Source organism: Prochlorococcus marinus str. MIT 9401 (assembly GCF_000760095.1).
GTDB lineage: Bacteria > Cyanobacteriota > Cyanobacteriia > PCC-6307 > Cyanobiaceae > Prochlorococcus_A > Prochlorococcus_A marinus_I.
Map to the genome: position 1 here is coordinate 408,272 of NZ_JNAR01000016.1, position 18,117 is coordinate 426,388.

21 protein-coding genes are annotated in these 18,117 nt (G+C 34.6%); 9 read left to right on the forward strand and 12 right to left on the reverse strand.

The window, feature by feature from the left end:
- Nucleotides 1-66: 66 nt before the first annotated feature.
- Both EV01_RS01185 and EV01_RS01180 read left to right on the forward strand, forming a co-directional pair.
- A complete protein-coding gene (locus tag EV01_RS01185; protein ID WP_032517821.1) occupies nt 67-678 on the forward strand; it encodes a TIGR04282 family arsenosugar biosynthesis glycosyltransferase in 612 nt (203 codons plus the stop codon).
- A gap of 5 nt (nt 679-683) precedes the next feature.
- Nucleotides 684-1,367, forward strand: coding sequence for a TIGR04283 family arsenosugar biosynthesis glycosyltransferase (locus EV01_RS01180; RefSeq protein ID WP_032517744.1), 684 nt, complete (start codon nt 684-686; stop codon nt 1,365-1,367).
- Here EV01_RS01180 and EV01_RS01175 read toward each other — a convergent pair whose 3' ends face one another.
- Genes EV01_RS01175 through hisG form a run of 3 tightly spaced genes read right to left on the reverse strand, consistent with a single transcriptional unit; the run spans nt 1,368 to nt 4,342 of the window.
- Nucleotides 1,368-1,898, reverse strand: a complete 531-nt coding sequence (locus EV01_RS01175; protein ID WP_032517745.1) for a GNAT family N-acetyltransferase — start codon at nt 1,896-1,898, stop codon at nt 1,368-1,370.
- Nucleotides 1,898-3,691, reverse strand: coding sequence for an ABC transporter ATP-binding protein (locus tag EV01_RS01170; RefSeq protein WP_032517746.1), 1,794 nt, complete (start codon nt 3,689-3,691; stop codon nt 1,898-1,900). Before EV01_RS01170 ends, EV01_RS01175 begins: the two co-directional genes overlap by 1 nt.
- A gap of 12 nt (nt 3,692-3,703) precedes the next feature.
- Nucleotides 3,704-4,342, reverse strand: a complete 639-nt coding sequence (gene hisG, locus EV01_RS01165; RefSeq protein ID WP_032517747.1) for an ATP phosphoribosyltransferase — start codon at nt 4,340-4,342, stop codon at nt 3,704-3,706.
- A 40-nt stretch (nt 4,343-4,382) separates the two neighbouring features.
- Between hisG and gloB the strand changes: the two genes are divergently transcribed.
- The 3 genes from gloB (at nt 4,383) to EV01_RS01150 (ending at nt 5,853) form a co-directional block, all read left to right on the forward strand.
- Complete coding sequence (gene gloB, locus EV01_RS01160; protein ID WP_032517748.1) at nt 4,383-5,123, forward strand: hydroxyacylglutathione hydrolase; 741 nt, start codon at nt 4,383-4,385, stop codon at nt 5,121-5,123.
- Between the two features lie 24 nt (nt 5,124-5,147).
- Nucleotides 5,148-5,540: a Rid family detoxifying hydrolase gene (locus EV01_RS01155; protein ID WP_032517749.1), complete on the forward strand. Its 393-nt coding sequence runs from the start codon at nt 5,148-5,150 to the stop codon at nt 5,538-5,540.
- 85 nt (nt 5,541-5,625) lie between these two features.
- A complete protein-coding gene (locus EV01_RS01150; RefSeq protein ID WP_032513871.1) occupies nt 5,626-5,853 on the forward strand; it encodes a DUF3136 domain-containing protein in 228 nt (75 codons plus the stop codon).
- 6 nt (nt 5,854-5,859) lie between these two features.
- On the opposite strand, the gene EV01_RS01145 is transcribed toward EV01_RS01150, so the two are convergent.
- From EV01_RS01145 to EV01_RS01110, 8 genes are all read right to left on the reverse strand, one after another.
- Nucleotides 5,860-6,099, reverse strand: a complete 240-nt coding sequence (locus EV01_RS01145; protein ID WP_032517750.1) for a 4a-hydroxytetrahydrobiopterin dehydratase — start codon at nt 6,097-6,099, stop codon at nt 5,860-5,862.
- Nucleotides 6,100-6,173: 74 nt separating this feature from the next.
- On the reverse strand, nt 6,174-6,422 hold the full coding sequence (locus EV01_RS01140) for a carboxysome peptide B (RefSeq protein ID WP_011376112.1): 249 nt from the start codon (nt 6,420-6,422) through the stop codon (nt 6,174-6,176).
- 18 nt (nt 6,423-6,440) lie between these two features.
- Nucleotides 6,441-6,692: a carboxysome peptide A gene (locus tag EV01_RS01135; protein ID WP_025971882.1), complete on the reverse strand. Its 252-nt coding sequence runs from the start codon at nt 6,690-6,692 to the stop codon at nt 6,441-6,443.
- 2 nt (nt 6,693-6,694) lie between these two features.
- Nucleotides 6,695-8,224 carry a carboxysome shell carbonic anhydrase gene (locus tag EV01_RS01130; RefSeq protein ID WP_032517751.1) on the reverse strand — a complete coding sequence of 510 codons (1,530 nt, stop codon included), beginning with the start codon at nt 8,222-8,224 and terminating at the stop codon, nt 6,695-6,697.
- Between the two features lie 7 nt (nt 8,225-8,231).
- Nucleotides 8,232-10,529: a CsoS2 family carboxysome shell protein gene (locus tag EV01_RS01125; protein ID WP_032517752.1), complete on the reverse strand. Its 2,298-nt coding sequence runs from the start codon at nt 10,527-10,529 to the stop codon at nt 8,232-8,234.
- Between the two features lie 83 nt (nt 10,530-10,612).
- Entirely contained in the window at nt 10,613-10,954 is a 342-nt protein-coding gene (locus tag EV01_RS01120; RefSeq protein ID WP_011376108.1) for a ribulose bisphosphate carboxylase small subunit, read from the reverse strand.
- 90 nt (nt 10,955-11,044) lie between these two features.
- Entirely contained in the window at nt 11,045-12,460 is a 1,416-nt protein-coding gene (locus EV01_RS01115) for a form I ribulose bisphosphate carboxylase large subunit (protein ID WP_002805854.1), read from the reverse strand.
- A gap of 67 nt (nt 12,461-12,527) precedes the next feature.
- The gene (locus EV01_RS01110; RefSeq protein ID WP_002807869.1) at nt 12,528-12,839 is read right to left on the reverse strand and encodes a BMC domain-containing protein; all 312 of its coding nucleotides are present in this window, start codon (nt 12,837-12,839) and stop codon (nt 12,528-12,530) included.
- 327 nt (nt 12,840-13,166) lie between these two features.
- Between EV01_RS01110 and EV01_RS01105 the strand changes: the two genes are divergently transcribed.
- Nucleotides 13,167-13,751, forward strand: a complete 585-nt coding sequence (locus EV01_RS01105) for a non-canonical purine NTP pyrophosphatase (RefSeq protein ID WP_032517753.1) — start codon at nt 13,167-13,169, stop codon at nt 13,749-13,751.
- A gap of 7 nt (nt 13,752-13,758) precedes the next feature.
- Here EV01_RS01105 and EV01_RS01100 read toward each other — a convergent pair whose 3' ends face one another.
- Nucleotides 13,759-14,529: a hypothetical protein gene (locus EV01_RS01100; RefSeq protein WP_011818055.1), complete on the reverse strand. Its 771-nt coding sequence runs from the start codon at nt 14,527-14,529 to the stop codon at nt 13,759-13,761.
- A 97-nt stretch (nt 14,530-14,626) separates the two neighbouring features.
- On the opposite strand from EV01_RS01100, the gene EV01_RS01095 reads away from it, so the two are divergent.
- The 3 genes from EV01_RS01095 (at nt 14,627) to EV01_RS01085 (ending at nt 17,986) form a co-directional block, all read left to right on the forward strand.
- Entirely contained in the window at nt 14,627-14,995 is a 369-nt protein-coding gene (locus EV01_RS01095) for a hypothetical protein (protein WP_032517754.1), read from the forward strand.
- 157 nt (nt 14,996-15,152) lie between these two features.
- A complete protein-coding gene (locus EV01_RS01090) occupies nt 15,153-16,409 on the forward strand; it encodes a ferredoxin:protochlorophyllide reductase (ATP-dependent) subunit N (RefSeq protein ID WP_032517755.1) in 1,257 nt (418 codons plus the stop codon).
- Between the two features lie 5 nt (nt 16,410-16,414).
- Nucleotides 16,415-17,986, forward strand: a complete 1,572-nt coding sequence (locus EV01_RS01085) for a ferredoxin:protochlorophyllide reductase (ATP-dependent) subunit B (RefSeq protein WP_032517756.1) — start codon at nt 16,415-16,417, stop codon at nt 17,984-17,986.
- The last annotated feature ends 131 nt before the right edge of the window (nt 17,987-18,117 follow it).

Below are 18,117 nucleotides of genomic sequence, written 5' to 3' on the forward strand. Positions count from 1 at the left end.
TTTTTTAATAGGCATATAATTATTTTAAATCTCACTAAAGAATTGGATAAAGCATTACTTGTCATAATGGCAAAATGGCATGGTTTTGGAAGATGCAAAACAAGATTATCAAAAGATATAGGTAAAAGTAATTCTGCAAAAATACAAAGTGTGATGACCAAGCACACTATTTCAGTCGCAAAATTTCTCCAAGAAACTAAACCAATTGATATTTCTATTGCTATAGCTGGTTTGGGGACAAGTAATTGTAGAAGATGGTCTAGAGAATTAGGTATCAAAAAATTTAATTTACAGGGGAAAGGCTGCTTGGGAGAAAAAATGAAAAGGCAAATAATTATCAACAAAAAATTTTGTGCTAGAAATAAGATCAAAAATATTATTTTTATTGGTACTGACCTCCCAGATTTATGCCATCAGGATTTATTGAATACTCTAAAAGAGCTTCAAGAAAATGATCTTATTTTAGGACCATCTAATGATGGAGGATATTGGCTTATTGGTTTATCAGAAAAAATATTGTCATCGCATATATATTTACCTTTCATTAACATAAAGTGGGGGAGAGAAAATGTTCTTCAAAATACAATTGATAATTTTTCATCTGCAAAATTGAAATGCAAGTTTTTAGATAAAAAAATAGATATAGATACAATTGTTGATATTGAAAATAGAGAGTAATTGATTTGTCTAAAATCTCAATTATCATTCCAACTATCAATGAAGCCAATAATTTGCCATTATTGCTTTCAGATTTGTCGACTATTCATAAAGAGGGAGAAATTATTATTATTGACTGTGGTAGTGAAGATAAAACTATCGACATAGCAAATATTTATGGAGCGAAAGTATGTATTTCCAATGAGAGGAATCGAGGTTTACAATTAGATATTGGAGCTAAGAAGTCAAAAGGAGAGTGGCTCATATTTTTGCATGCAGACACAAGATTAACTCATGATTGGTTTAGAAAAACATCTCCATTTTTAAAAAGAAACAAGAGTAATGTTTACTATTTTAAATTTAAAATTAATCACAAAAAGATAATTTATAGACTACTCGAAGTTCTTGTAAATTTTAGAAGTAAATATTTTAAACAGCCTTATGGTGATCAAGGTTTAATAATTCATAGATCTGTTTATCTTAAGAATAATGGTTTCAGAAGTATTCCCTTAATGGAAGACGTAGATTTTTTAAGAAGATTAAACAATAAAAAAGATTTAAAACAATTAAATTCACCTATATTTATAAGTTCAAGGAAATGGGAAAGAACTAATATTTTTCTCCAGGCACTCAAGAACTGGCACTTTAGAAGAAGGTGGTTAAAAGGCGAATCATTAAAATCTATATATTATGACTACTACAAAAAATGATTAATTTGCATACCAAAAAGCACATTTAGAGCCTCTAGGTTCTAAAATCCAACCTTGTCTTTTGTAAAATGAAACCACTTCAGCATCGGCAAAAAGGGTTACTTTAGAAATTCCAATATTTTTTAATTCTTTTAGGATATATTTCATTAACTCTTTCCCCAATCCGATTCCTTGATAGATTGGGTTAATAGCAACATCCCAAACGGTTGCCTCTAGAATTCCATCACCAGTGCATCTTGCAAATCCTACTAGTCTGGGGAATTTATCATCATGACACCATAACCCAACCACCAAAATACTGAAATCCAAAGCTCTTTTCACTCTCCTTATAGGTCTTCTGCTCCAACCAACAGTTTGCAAAAGTTGATCGAGCTCTATTAAATCTAAATCTTTATTTTTACTACATACAAATATTTCTTCTTTATTTGTTTGAGTGAACTCATAAGAATTTAAACCATAGAGAGCTATCAGCTTATCCCTAGAAATACTGTTTGATTTCTTTATTGACGATCCTTGTTTTCTAAAAATCATTAAAAATTAACGAATCCTTTTTGTTGAAGCTCAGAGAGCTGAAAATATAAACCCTTTTTCAGTCTCAATTCACTATGTGTTCCCTCCTCAACTAATTCCCCCCCTTTTAAAACTAAAATCTTATCAGAACTTTCTATAGTCGCTAGTCTGTGTGCTATGACTAATGCTGTTCTTTTTGAGAGAATTCTTTCAAGATCTTTTTGCAAAGTAGCTTCTGTAGTGGGATCCATAAACGCTGTAGCTTCATCCATTATTAAAACAATTGGATTTCTAATCGCCACTCGAGCAACTGAAAGAAGTTGTCTCTCTCCAGAAGAAAGATTTCCACCTCTTTCTCTTAGAGAAGTATTCAAACCTTCAGGTAATTTTTTTAATAAACCGCTTAATCCTAGTTCATTACAAAGATTTTCTAATTCATGATTATCTATATTGGCACTTAGTTTTAAATTATCAGCAACATTTCCACTAAATATGAATGTATCTTGTAGAACTACTCCCAACATATTTCTAAGGGTTGCTAAGGGAATATTTTTTATATCAATGTCATCTATTAAAATTTGTCCTGATTGAGGTTCATACAATCTACATAACAACCTAATAATGGTTGTTTTGCCAGAACCAGTTGGTCCTACGAAAGCTACATGTTCTCCTGGATTGATCAAGAAAGATAAATCTTTGAGGATATGTTCGTCTTCATTATAAAAGAAATTAACATTCTTGAATTCAATCTTTCCCTTAAATTGCTTATTAGCAGTTTGAACATCCTTTGAAAAATTCTTTGCCGAAATAGAATCTTGAATCTGTATTTCTTCATCCAATAATTCATTGATTCTCTCAACCGCAGTAAGGCCTCCTTGAATCTGAGTAAATCTCTCTGCAAGCTGTCTTAAAGGTTCAAAGAGTCTTTGAGAATATAAAATGAATGTTGTCAGTGTCCCTAAACCAATATTTCCAGAGGTAACAAAATACCCTCCAACCGCTAAAACCAAGGAAACTGCTGCAAGCGAAATCCACTCTATAAATGCTGAAATACTACTGTCATAAAAAATAGTTCCATTTACTGCTTTCTTATATGCAACTCCAGTATTAGAAAATTTCTTACTATTAAAAGTTTCTCTTCTAAACATCTGCACAACTTCTAGACCTTGAAGATTCTCTTGAAAATCAGAGTTAAGTTGAGATAACTCTTCTCTTACTTGATAATTAGCCTTTCTATAACGTTTTTGAAGCCAAATAATAAAATATGAAACTGGAATCTGAGTTAGTAACAATAAAATGGCAAGACCTCGATCAATTGAAAGCATTGTCAAAGAAATTACTATGAGACTTACAAAGTCAGCAATAACTCCAACTGCCCCACTACCAAAAACCTCGGCTAAAGCATCAACATCATTTGTTAGTCTCGTTAATAATTTCCCTACAGGCATTTTATCGTGATATTTAAGAGATAAAGATATTGAATGATCAAAAAGTTCTCTTCTTATCCTTGCTGTCAAACGTTGACCCACTGCTTGAATATTGTAAGTTTGGTATCCTTGCAAAACCAATCTAAATAGTACAGTTATAAATAAAGTTAAGATTATGGCATTTATTGACTGCCCAAAGAAAGTTTTACTTAGCCAAACATCAGTAGTTTCGTTCTTGAGAATGGTAATTGCTTGACCAACTAATAATGGTTGAATAGCTCCAGAGAAAGAAACAGGTAACAAAAATATCAAGATTAGATAGATTGTTTTTTTGTCTTTAGTTAAATATTTACCTAACTTTTTAATCCTTCTAAAATCATTAAACATTAAATTATTCTTTTATAAAACATTAGTAGATTCTATTGATAAAATTGTATCTCTGAGATGATTATCATCTAGCCTCATAGATAAAGGATTTCCAATAAGCCTTGCAGTTGAGTAGAAAAGATCATCTATTTTAATTAAACCATTCTCTTTAAGAGTTTTACCGGTTGCCACCAAATCAACTATTGCTTCTGCCATACCTGTAATAGGGCCAAGTTCGACTGATCCTGTCAAATGAACAATCTCTACAGGAATGTTTAATTCTTCAAAATAAGATCTTGCTGTTTTTATAAATTTACTTGCTACTTTACAATTCGCTGGAAGATCAGTTGGTTTTGAATAATTGCTATTTTCCTTGACCGCCAACGACATATGACACCCCCCAAAACCTAAATCTAATAGCTTTGCGACTTTTAATTCAGATTCTCGTAAAACGTCATAACCAACAATTCCCAAATCAGCTTGACCATAACTAACGTAAACAGGGACATCTCCATTTCTTACTAATAAAGCTTTTGCCCGTTTGCAATTTGATTCAAAGGTTAATGATCTATTGTTTTTATCTAACGCATCAGAAAAATCTAATCCAGCTCTTTTAAAAGTTGAAATTGAATCTTTTAACAGAGCTCCTTTTGGTAAAGCTATAGTAAACATAGATCAATTTCTTCCAAGGATTATTCATTCTAATTTAACAATGGAATTAAATAAAGCTCGAATTATAATCGGACTTAGAGTTTTAAGTGATAACGTCATTTGGCTATGGGTAAAAGATAAATCGGTTGTGGTTGTAGATCCATCTGTTCACGAACCAGTAATTAGATATATTGATAAAAATAATTTTCACTTAAAAGCCATTTTCCAAACTCATCATCACTCGGACCATATTGGAGGGACGAAGTCTCTTATTGAAAGATGGCCAAATGTAAAAGTGATTGCTTCCTCCAAAGAAAAAAAGCGAATACCTTTTCAAAATGTATCTGTAGAGGATGGAGAAATTTTGAATATTTTAGATGAAGAAGTAAAAATAATTGAAGTATTAGGGCACACAAGCTCTCATATTGCATTCTTTTTGAATGGGGAAAATCCTGTCCTTTTTATTGGTGATACATTATTTTCTGGTGGCTGTGGAAGAATTTTTGAAGGAACTAATAAACAAATGTATTCTTCACTAGAAAGAATCAAATCTTTACCAAAAAATACTCTCATATATTGTGCACATGAATATACTAAGTCAAATATATTGTGGGCATTGAATCTCAAGCCGAAAGATCAAGATATAAAAAATAAACTTTCAGAAGTTGAAAAAAAAATTTCTCTTAATGAATTGACAATTCCATTTTTACTTGATGAAGAAATGAAAATAAACCTTTTCTTAAGAGCAAAAAATTTAGAGGAATTTACTTTTTTAAGAGCAAATAAAGATTTATGGGTTTAAATAGATAGGTATCTTCTTAAGCAAATGTCCCCCAAACAAGTAATTAAAACATCAAATGCTCCAGATCCTGTCGGTCCCTATAATCAAGCAATAAAAGCAGGGGATTTTATCTATTGTTCTGGTCAAATTGCTATAGACCCAGCTTTAAACGAAATAACATGTTTAGGAGATATAGAGAAGGAAACTATCCAAGTTTTAAAAAATCTTGCAGCAGTTCTTAAAGCTGGTGGAGCAAAGATAGAGGATGTAATAAAAACAACTATTTACTTAACCGACTTAAGTAATTTTCAAGTTGTCAATAAAATATATAGTGATTTTTTTAATGTAGAAAATCCTCCAGCAAGGGCCTGCGTGGAAGTGTCATCTCTACCTAAAGGAGTTTTAGTTGAAATAGATTGCGTCGCATTTCTAGATTAATTTCTAATTATTTAGAAATTTGAAATATGCCCCAATTGTGCACCATAGTTGTATAGATTATTAGTTGATAATTCATCTTTGATCTATGTCAGCAGCAAAGCTTAATATAGATGAACTAGAAGCAGGTTATCCTTTATTTTGCAAAGCTCTTAGACTATTAATTCTAAAAGGTAACTCAGTCAAAGATATACAAAAGACCGTGTGTTGGGGACATCTTGAAACTTTAAATAGATGTCTACCTGGTAGATATAAAGCACCAACATATCTAATGGCTTTAATCAAAAGAGATATTGCAAAGCCAAATAATTATTAAAAAGAACTAATCTTCTAAATAAAATTTATCAATATCCATTGAAAAGTCTTTTTCCTTATCTGATATTTCTTTGTTATCTAAAAATATTGAAAGACTTACAAAATTCTTACCGAAGCTGATATTTGGATAGATATCCCTTTCTTTGCATAATTTCTCAATTTCCTCCATGAATTTACTAATTTTTGAGTATTGATCAAATTCAAATCTTTTTTCAATCCTCAAAGGTGATTCTCTTTCATTCCACATTACATTCTTTATTCAAGACTAATTACACTATACATTCAACAAAATTTCTCAATAAATTTTTGAAGTTAAAATTTTTAGTCACTCTCCCAATAATCAATAATACCTCCAATTGTTAAATCCGTTTGAACTTCTGGGTTAGGGCATGCAAATCTCGCAGCAGAGCCACTGGCAGTAAAAACCCAGTTACCTTCTCTAGCACCAACAGGATCAACAGCAACTAATTTCTTGCCCTTATTATTTTCCAAAATTCTTAAATTCATATGTCCTAAGCCAGCGACTCTTTGAGTACATACCATTCTTCCTAAAACCTTCATAATTTCCATAATTTATATCCTCCTTTTTTATGACTTGTCAGGATCCCAATGATCAATTATTCCAACAATCGTTAGATCGCTTGGATAAGATTTGCTTCCAGCTGCTTCCCTAGCAGCAGAACTTCCAACACAAATAACCCAATCTCCTGGCTTACAGCCAACAGCATCAACTGCAACTTTTTTAGAAGAACCATCTAATACAACCTGCAGATGTTTATGTTCAAAACCAGGAATCCTATTGGTAGAAACAAGTGGTTTTACAACCTTGCAAATCAACATAATTAGTGAGCCTCCTCTGTTTTTTTATCTAAAGACATTCCAATAATTTTGGCGGAATGAATTTTGTCCCTATCTCTAATAGTAGAGCAAGTATGTAACAAACCTTGATCAACTAAATTTTTATATCTAATTGATATCGCATTATTAACTCTTTCACAATCTTTTATTGCCCTCTCTTTTGCACCAGGCACTTTTCCAGAGTAATCAAATCTTATTACTACTGGAATAGGTAGATCTTGAGAAACATTTAATCCAGAAAAAATCTTCACTCCTACATCTAAATCTGGAGCCCCTTCTTCGACTGTATCTAAATGAGCAAAATAAGTTAAATTTCTGAGATGTACTTCTTTAAAACCTATACCTACTCCAATAAACCTCTCTGCATGTCCAATATCTTCATAGGAACCATTATGAAAACTCTTAACATAATCAATTTGAGAAATATTATTGACGATTAATTTATACATAAATTTTTCCAGTCCACTGAGTTTATCTTTTGAAGATTGTTTAGAAATTATTTGACAAATTTCTCTCTCTGCATCCTCTTGTGAAAAGTTTATTGTTGAATTATAAATTTCCAAAGTAGAAATAGTTTTTTCTAAATCAATCCCTCCATCCCTTGTTGACAAATGTATTTTTAATGAATCAGTGTCTGTATCAAGTCCAATTAACATTAAATCCACAGAAGCACCACAGCAAAAGCTATTCTCTACAGCCTCTTTGAAAGCATATAGTTTACTTCTACCTTCTTCTGCTGCCAACTCGTCATTACTTCCATGAGCTGCACATCCCTGATGCAAAGGATCTACAGAACTAAAATGATAAGTTACAACTTTCAAATACCTGGTATCTTTATGCGCTTCATTAGGGATATTCTCTCTATATCTTTTATGTTCAGTTTTTACCCATCGATTAACGGTATTTTCAATATCAAATAGTGCTCCAGCATGGGATCTTCTTCTTACTGAACTAAAAGGTATTCTCATTACATAAGCAATTGAATGAGCTAATCTTCCATCTGAACAAGGAGTTATATCAAGTAAATGTATTCCACAATCTAAGAGAAATTTTTCAAAGTCTTCCGCATCCCTACTTCCAGCAGCACCGTCAAGTGGATCATTGTTAAAAAAATTGTCGCTGAGTTTCTCATGCTGTTTGAAAGCACACCATGCATATAAAGCCCTCATATCAAGAGGTTTAACCCAGGATTTATCTAATACATGTAGGGGTAAATCTATTCCCAAATTTTTTCTTGATATTTTCTGAGCCTTATTTATAAAATCTTCGTGATGTTGAATTCGAGCAATTTCCTTGAGAGTTGGAACAATTTCGTCAAAACCACCTTTTATTTTACTTTCATACCTAAATAGATTTTCATTTTGGATATTGTTGGTTAATTTATGAGACTTTCCAGAATTTGGGGAATTATTTGATTCTTTAGTTTGTATATGGATATTTTCAGTAAAAGTTTTCATTGGAGCTGTTGGCCCCAATGTGAAGTTCTTGGCTTTAGCCAGTCCTCTTAAAGGCATTATTTACTTAACCTCTTGCACCACCTGAAAAGGTAACAAGTTGTCCTTCACGAGTATTGCCACTAGATCCAGTTATCAAGAAATCTGGTTTTTCTGTTTCCTCATTTCTTTTAACTTCCATAGGGGGCATTGCGCTCATAAATCCTGCTCTTGATGGATTTCGCTTTCTAGAGGAAGCTCCTTCTGTACCTGTTACCTTATCACCGCGATCCCAATCATCTCCAGTTACGTTTCCTACTGATTGTCCTTCACCAGTAATCCTTGATGCGACTCTTTTTTCAGGTGTCTTTGCAGCCCGGTCTACCTCTTCAATTTCCATTTTTTGTTTATAAGTTATATTTTTATTAGGTTCAAATCTAAATTTTTCAGTCCCAGTGACCTTATCAACTGCCATATCAAAAGGTCCTGTTACCTTTGAACCATTTTCATATTCATTACCTGTAACTCCTTGAGTATTTTTTTCAGAATACTTATCTCTTGATGGTGATTTAACAGAGAATTCATTCCAAGAGTTACCTGCTGACTTTTCCTGGTTCGCATAAGCAGTATCATTTGGCGGATTATCACAAGCTTGTGAGATCTGATCTCCACCAACATAAGGAGTCCCTGTTAGATTTTTGCACGCACCTTTCTTAGCACCAGTCATTACTCCGCCAATTCCTGGTTGTTGTCCTGTAAGTCTGGCATTTGAATTATTTCCAGAATTAACTGTTGCTCGTGATTTCATATCTTCAGAAGTTTCATTATTACAATTCTCATTAATCTGATCTAAGCCTGCGTATGGTGTTCCCGTTAACACTTTGCATGAACCTGGTTCATCTCCAGTTACTATTTTTGATCTTCCTGTCATAGTCCCGCTTATTAAATTTGACTTTGAAGAAAGGCTTAAACCTACTTTTCTAGCTTCTGGTTTTGGTTTTGAACCGCAAAACTTCTCATATTGTTGAGATCCTATGTACTCATCACCAGTTACATTCTTGCAACTCCCATGTTCATTACCTGTCATATGGTCTGATCTACCTACCCCTGTACCAGTTACATTATTCCCATTAAGAGTGTTGTAACTGCCAACTTTTTCAAATGCTTTACCTTTTGGATTTGGCTCTGAGCCAAGATATTGATCTCCAGTTAACTGATGTCCAGAACCTGATTCATCTCCAGTAACCAGGGTTGATCTACCAGGAAGTGATCCAGATACTTTTAATCCATCAGTTGTAGTACTATGTTTAACCTTTGAAGGATTTTTGGGAACATCACCACAATACTTCTGTGATTGATTAGCAGATACATATTCAGTTCCTGTAAGATTTTTACAAGTCCCAGGCTCATCGCCTGTGACCCTCTCAGATCTACCAACTTCATTTCCAGTTACTTTATTACCTGATGTTGTAGAGGTAACAGTAGATCTAAGTGGCTGTTTATAACTTGGTCTATCTTGACAAAATTGATCAACGACTTCTGATCCCATATATTGAGTACCAGTTACAGTCCTGCATGTACTTGCTTCATTACCTGTGGTTTTCACAGATCTATTAGCTTGTGTTCCAGTAACTATTTGACCTGAATCAGTTTCACTTTTACCAACTTTCCAGCTAGCATCTGCAATATTTTGTTTGGCTCCATTCTTATTTGGACCACATGGTCTACATTTACCATTACCTTTTTTGCCTGTGGCACCAGTTTTACTTCTTAGCTCTCTCACTCTCTGAGAAATCTCTCTACTACTTAAATCTGGGTCTCCCCTTCTAGCTAAAGAAGCTGCACTGGTATTTTGTTTAGTTGCTGATTTACCATGCTTAGATTGAGCTTCTCTTCTAGCCAAAACAATATCTCTACTTGTATTAGTAATAGGCTTTCTCTTTTGTTTAATTCTTCTTTTAACGTTTGGTTTTGATGTTTGAATTTCTGTATTATGTGAGCTTTGAACTTCCTGATTTTTGCTTATGGAAGTTTTAACTGTGTTTACAGGACTTTCTTTTTTAACATCAGTACGAGTTCTATCGGATGAAGTTATTGCTGATTTCCCATGAGTAGACATTGCTTTTCTTCTCTCTATTACTAACTCTTTACTAGATAAAGTTGTTGAAGAAGACTTTCTACTTACCTGGTTTTTTGGAATATGTTTTGTAACTGGTTTAGTAATATTTTGATTATTTGAAGAAGACTGAGTACCAGAAATTTGTATATCTTGTGAAGATCGAACTCTATCTTTAGTAGTCGAAGAATAGGCAGCAGCTTTTTTACCGCTATCACTCATCGCCTTTCTTCTTTCTAATGCAATCTCTCTACTGGTTTTTTTTGACATAATCTTCAAATGTGAAACTCTTTTGAAAAAACTTTCTCCAAAAATATTTTTTGGAGAAAGATATTTACTACATAAAAGTAGATTTAACGTCCTTGGAAAACTACAAAAGCTGTTCCTTGGCTTTGAGTGTAAGCATCGTATCCGATGATTCTTACATGATGATCAGGGTATGCTCTATGACATGCCTCTAATTCACTTACAACCAAGTTAAGGTCTTTTTCCCCAAAGAATGGGAGCTTCCAATAAGACCAATAAGTTTGCATACTTCCACTAGGATGAACATGCTCAATAACAGGACTCCAGCCTTGAGCAATTATGTATGCAATTTGATCGTATATTTCCTCCTGGGTCATCGGTGGTAAGAAACCGAATGTTTCCAGGGTTGCAACTGTTTGATAGTCGCCTACTGTGCTCTGGAAAGGCATAATTAATTTAAATGTGAATGAAATTACTCGTAATAGAACGAGATTTGTAGAAGTTTGAGGAGAAGAATCTCCTCAATTTTGAAATCTGGTTTAACCCTGAACGTCTAGTTTGTCGACGGTATCAAATTCAAACTTAATTTCCTTCCAAGTTTCAAGAGCGATAGCTAATTCAGGACTGTGTTTAGCAGCTTCCATAAGAATGTCTCTACTCTCTTTTTCGATTTCGCGACCAGCATTACGTGCTTTTACGCAAGCTTCTAAAGCAACTCTGTTGGCTGCAGCTCCAGCAGCTGAACCCCATGGATGACCATGTGTTCCTCCACCAAACTGAAGACAAGAATCATCTCCAAAAATCGCTAGGAGTGCAGGCATATGCCATACGTGAATACCACCTGATGCGACAGCAAATACTCCTGGCATTGAACCCCAATCTTGATCAAAGAAGTTACCTCTTGATCTATCTTCGGGAACAAATGACTCTCTTAAGTTGTCAATGTAACCAAGAGTTGTTTGACGATCACCTTCTAGTTTTCCAACAACAGTTCCAGTATGTAGTTGATCGCCTCCGGAGAGTCTCAAACATTTTGCTAGAACCCTGAAATGGATACCGTGTTTTGGATGTCTATCAATAACAGCATGCATCGCTCTATGAATATGTAGAAGCATGCCATTTTTACGACACCAGTTTGCTAATCCAGTATTTGCAGTGAAACCGCCAGTTATATAATCATGCATGATGATTGGCATATCTAGCTCTTTTGCAAATTCAGCTCTTTCGTAAAGTTCTTCAGGAGTGTTGGCAGTACAGTTTAGGTAGTGACCCTTAACTTCACCAGTTTCCTGCTGAGCAAGCTTAACTGCTTCTGCAACAAACTCAAACCTTTCTCTCCAACGTTGGAATGGCTGAGAGTTTATATTCTCGTCATCCTTCGTTAAATCGAGACCACCTCTAAGGCACTCATATACAACTCGACCATAGTTTTTACCAGATAATCCCAATTTAGGTTTAATGGTACAACCAAGAAGAGGTCTTCCATATTTGTTTAAACGATCTCTTTCAACTACGATTCCATTTGGTGGACCACCGCAAGTTTTGATGAAAGCGATTGGGAATCTAATATCTTCTAGACGTAGGTGTCTTAGAGCTTTAAATCCAAAAACGTTTCCTACAAGAGATGTTAATACGTTTGTAATAGAACCTTCTTCAAAAAGATCTAAAGGATATGCAATAAATGCATAAAAAGCTTCAGGGTCTCCAGGAACGTCTTCAATTCGATAACAACGTCCTTTATAAAATTCTAAATCTGTAAGTAACTCGGACCAAACTGTTGACCAAGTACCTGTTGAAGATTCAGCGGCAACAGCTGCTGCAACTTCTTCTCTGGGAACACCTTCTTGACCTGTACATTTGAAACAGGCTAGTAAATCGGTGTCTAGGGGTACATATTCTGGAGTCCAGTAGGTATCTCTGTACTCCTTTACCCCTGCATCATACTTCTTACTCATAAGGATAAATTTAGGTCTGTGTAGGGAAAATAATTATTGTGCAAAATTTATAAATTTGCTTTATTTATTAGTCCTTTTGACCAAGAAATTCACCGTTACCAAGAGCTGGTTCAACTTCTCTATGAGGACGAGCAATAATGTGAGCTGCAACTAAACCGTCACCAACTCTTTCACAAGCATCAGCACCAGCTCTTACAGCTGCGTTAACTGCACCTGTTTCTCCTCTAACTAATACTGTGACATACCCGCCACCTACGAATTCACGACCAATAAGGCGAACTTCTGCAGCCTTTGTCATTGCGTCAGCTGCTTCGATTGCAGGTACAAGTCCGCGTGTCTCGATCATGCCGAGAGCGATACCCATTGTTTCTGTAGCCATTGTCTACTAATTACTAAATGTGGAATGTTCAATCCGAAGAATGCTTCATTAAGTACTTATAAGTCAAGCGTTTTCGATAAAATCTCCATTAATGTTTTTTCTATCATTCATAAGTTAAACTTATCACCCTTGGTACTATTGATATGTCAATACTTATGCAAATTAGTTAGTGCATCAAAACATACTGTTGTGTTAAGAAAAAATTTACATTATGTTATTTCCGTACGAGGCAGGCCCTGTCTACACAGGTGTGGAATGTTCAACCTTTCCTGTCTCCGTATCTAGCTTTGAAGTAAGATAATATCCTCAATAAATTTTTTTATTATTTTGAACCATCCAGTCCTTACTATTGCGAGTGGCAACAAAACTAAAGTTTCTGAAATTTCGGCAATGCTGGATGTTTTGTCTTTAAGGGTTCAGAAGCAACCAGAATATTTAAATGTCGAAGAGACAGGAGACACATATTTTGAGAATGCACTTTTAAAAGCAAAAGCAGCTGCTTTAGAGACAAAAACCTGGGCATTAGCTGACGATTCGGGACTTGAAGTAGATGTTTTAGATGGTCGACCAGGCATATATTCTGCCCGATATGCCAAAAACAACTCTGAAAAAATTAAAAAATTAATTAATGAACTTTCTGATAGTCCTTACAGGAGCGCGAGATTTATAAGTTGTATGGTTTTATGTGATCCCTCAGGAAACTTAGTGAAGGATTCAACTGGAATATGCTGGGGAGAAATTCTTAAGACTCCAAAATATCCTAATGGGGAGTTCGAATCTGTTTTTTGGGTAAAAGAAGCTAACTGTGTTTACGGTGAGCTATCACAATCACAACTAAGTAAGCTAGGAAGCAGGGGTAAAGCCGCCAGAATTATGTCACCTTACCTCAAAAAAGAAATTGGTTTAAATTAAAAAATTCTCAATAATTTGAAATTTCATCAATTGCTCTTATAGCAGCAGCTGCTGCTTCTTCTACATCTCCTTCTTTCCCAGCGAGAGTTAATCTACCAAAAGCGCCAACTGCCTTTACATCTACAACAGTTATATTTGATGCTTTTTCTGCTTCATTTGCTGCTTTTAAGACATACCCAGCTGGTTCAGTTTCTAATATAAACATGCTCATTCCAGATTGAATCATTGATCCACTTCTGTTTTGTCTATTTATTAAAACAGCATGGTCTGGAGTAATAGCTCGAATAACTTCTGTCCAACTTGTTGAAGGTTTGGTTCTTTTTCTAACTTCACTTCCAATAGCATCTAGAACAACATCCCCAGAATGTAAAACAGTACTTTGATCTTTGTGATAAAGAGCAAGAGAGCCAAATGCTCTTTCAACAATCATCTGACCAAGTCTTACATTACTTGCTTTTAGGGCAATATCAGTGACTCTATGAACGGCCATCCCTGGTGAAACTTCCATCCACAGGCATGAATCTCCAGGTATGGGTAAAAAACCCCTACTAACCGTCCCCATATATGCAGCTAATTGAGGTTGAAGAGAATCTAAAAAAACATATGTTCTCAACTCAATTTGCTCAACTTGACTTGCTTGTCTGGACACCAAAGACTTTTCTGAATCAGTTGTAATAAAACAGCTTGCACCACTGGCCTGAGATTGCACCTCAGATCCCGTGACTAGGGAACTTCCTTTTTTTCGTTCCCCTCTGTTTAAACTAGAAGTTGGTTCCATTCACGCGACTATAACGGATAATGGTTCATTTTTTCTATTAAATTTACTTGCATGCTTCCAACAAAACGATAACTTCAAGTAAAAGATATGCATTTTTATGGGAACTTCTCAAAAAAAAGAACCAAATGTTTCTGGTACTGAAAAAGAATTAACTCCTGATCAAACTCTTGGATTAGTTAGCCTTAGCTTGATGCAAAAACTATCTCAGAAAGATCCATCTTTTAGTTGGTTAGAAGAAGATAAAATTGAAAAAGTAAATCTTAAGAACCTTAGAGATAGATTGGAGTTAACCCAATTAGCTATAAATACTGGAGCACCTTTAACCACTTCAGAAGTGACAGCTTTAATTGGGGCAAAGCCCGGCAAATCTAAGTTAGAAAGAGCAGGATTATTAGCAACTAAAATAGCTAGAAATGTGTGGAAGATTTCGAAAATAAGTCAAGGAAATTCCTTCTACAGAAATTAAAATACGCCCCAAAAGTTTTTTTCATAATTCCCATTTAAGTATTTAAACATTCATATAAGTTTTTTAAATGTGTTCATTTTGTAAGAGAACTTATTAATTACTTTCTTAAATTAAAAAGTGTATGCAAGCTTGAACTATAAGCTCTTGAAAATTTTTAATGAGTAAAGTTGAATTTAATAAGGAAACTGGGCCCAGGGAAGTTTTTTGTGGGCTAACTTCAATAGTTTGGCTCCACAGAAGAATGCCGGATGCTTTTTTTCTAGTTGTAGGCTCAAGGACATGTGCTCATTTAATTCAAAGCGCTGCAGGAGTTATGATTTTTGCTGAGCCAAGATTTGGGACAGCTATTCTCGAAGAAAAAGATCTTGCTGGTCTTGCTGACGCTCATGAAGAATTAGATCGAGTTGTAAATGAGCTTATTGCGAGAAGACCAGAAATAAAAACTCTTTTTCTAGTTGGATCTTGTCCAAGTGAGGTAATCAAATTAGATCTTGCCACTGTCGCAGAGAAATTAAATAAAAGATTTTTAGGTCAAGTGAGATTCGTTAATTACTCTGGCAGTGGGATAGAAACAACTTTTACCCAAGGTGAGGATGGCGCCTTAAAAGCTTTAATTCCATTAATGGAGTCATCAAATGAGGAGAAATTATTATTAGTTGGTACTCTTGCAAATAATGTAGAGGATAGGTTTAAAAAGATTTTTAAAAATTTAGGAATTTCAAATATTGAGAGCTTCCCACCCCGTCAATCAACAGAATTACCAAAGATTGGCAAAAATACAAAAGTTTTATTAACTCAGCCTTATTTAAGTGATACCGTTCGAGACCTAAAACATCGTGGTTGTGAAATAATTTCGGCTCCATTTCCTCTTGGTATCGAAGGAAGTACTGAATGGTTTTTAGCTGCAGCGAAAGCTTTCAAAATTAATGAACTTAAAGTTCATGAAATTATTTCGCCTTTAATTAGTAGAGCAAAACTTGCTCTTGAATCTCATAAAGAAATACTTAAGGGGAAAAGATTATTTCTTCTTCCTGAATCGCAACTGGAGATATCTTTGGCAAGATTTTTGCATAATGAATGCGAAATGGATCTTGTAGAGGTGGGCACTCCTTACCTAAATAAAGATTTAATGAAAGAGGAGATTAATTTATTACCTGATAATACAAAAATTGTCGAAGGACAACATGTAGAAAAACAATTAGATCGTGTAAGGGAATCTAATCCAGACTTAGTAGTTTGTGGAATGGGTTTAGCTAACCCACTGGAGGCCGAAGGCATTAGTACTAAGTGGTCCATAGAAATGGTATTCAGCCCAATTCATGGAATTGATCAAGCCGCAGACTTAGCAGGTCTCTTCTCTAAACCTTTAAGAAGGAATCAAATACTGACTAAGAAAACTTTAGTAACTCATTAAAAACTATGGAATTAACTCTTTGGACTTATGAAGGACCGCCACATGTTGGTGCGATGAGAATTGCTTCTTCAATGAAAGATCTTCATTATGTTCTTCATGCCCCTCAAGGAGATACATATGCAGATCTTCTTTTTACAATGATTGAAAGGAGGGGGCAAAGACCTCCAGTAACTTATACAACTTTCCAAGCTAGAGACCTTGGAGGCGATACAGCTGAATTAGTGAAGAAAAATATTAAGGAAGCTGTCGAACGATTTAAACCCAAAACTCTTTTAGTTGGAGAAAGTTGTACTGCAGAATTAATCCAAGACCAACCTGGGGCTCTTGCAAAAGGAATGGGTTTTGATATGCCAATTGTTAATCTTGAATTACCTGCCTATAGCAAGAAAGAAAATTGGGGAGCTTCAGAAACTTTTTATCAATTAACAAGAACTCTTTTGAAAGAGAAAGTAAGTTCTTCAGAAAAAATAAGTCCTCTAAGGTGGAAGAAGTTAGGTCGCAGACCAAAAGTCAATATGCTGGGTCCTTCATTACTGGGATTTAGATGCAGAGATGATGTAATTGAAATCCAACGCATACTTTCAGAGCAAGGAATAGATACAAACGTAGTTGCTCCATTAGGTGCTAGTCCAGATGATATTGAAAGACTAATTGATGCTGAAATAAATATTTGTCTTTATCCAGAAATTGCGGAAGCATCATGCGAATGGCTTAAACGGAACTTTGGAATGGAATATACAAACACTATTCCAATTGGAATAAAAAATACAATTGAATTTATAAGTGAAGTTCATATCAAGTTGGATCTCCCCTTGACTAATAAAGAAGAATTAGAAAATAAATCAAAACTTCCTTGGTACTCAAAATCAGTTGACTCTAATTACTTAACTGGCAAAAGGGTTTTTATTTTTGGTGATGGAACACATGCAATCGCAGCCGCAAAAATTGCCAAAGAGGAATTAGGTTTTGAAGTAGTTGGTCTTGGGACATACAGCAGGGAGATGGCAAGACAGGTAAGAGCAACAGCAAAAGAACTTAATGTGGAAGCTTTAATTACTAATAATTACTTAGAAGTAGAAGATGCAATGAAAAAAGCCGCACCTGAACTAGTTTTAGGGACTCAAATGGAAAGGCATAGTGCCAAGAGACTTGGCATTCCATGTTCAGTAATAAGTACACCAATGCATGTTCAAGATGTTCCTGCAAGGTATAGCCCACAAATGGGATGGGAAGGAGCAAATGTGATTTTTGATGATTGGGTACATCCCTTAATGATGGGATTAGAAGAGCATCTTATCGATATGTTTAAACATGACTTTGAGTTTGTCGATGGTCATCAAAGCCATTTAGGACATACAGCGACAAACACAAAGGACATTTTAAATTCTGACGAAAAAGAAGAGAATAATCCTAAAGAGGACATTATTTGGACTGAATCAGGTAGAGCTGAATTAACAAAAGTTCCATTTTTTGTAAGAGGTAAAGTTAAAACAAATACCGAAAAATATGCAATCTTGAGAGGAATTCCAGAAATAAGCGATGAAACTCTTTACGATGCCAAGGCATATTTTAGTTAATTTTTTACTAATAAATTCTAAATTAGCCATGAGTATTTTCACTCATAACTTAACAGATTAAATTCTAAAAATGCAGTTATTACAACATATTTCCCGCTTTTAATACAATTGAATACATATTTGTTTAGAAA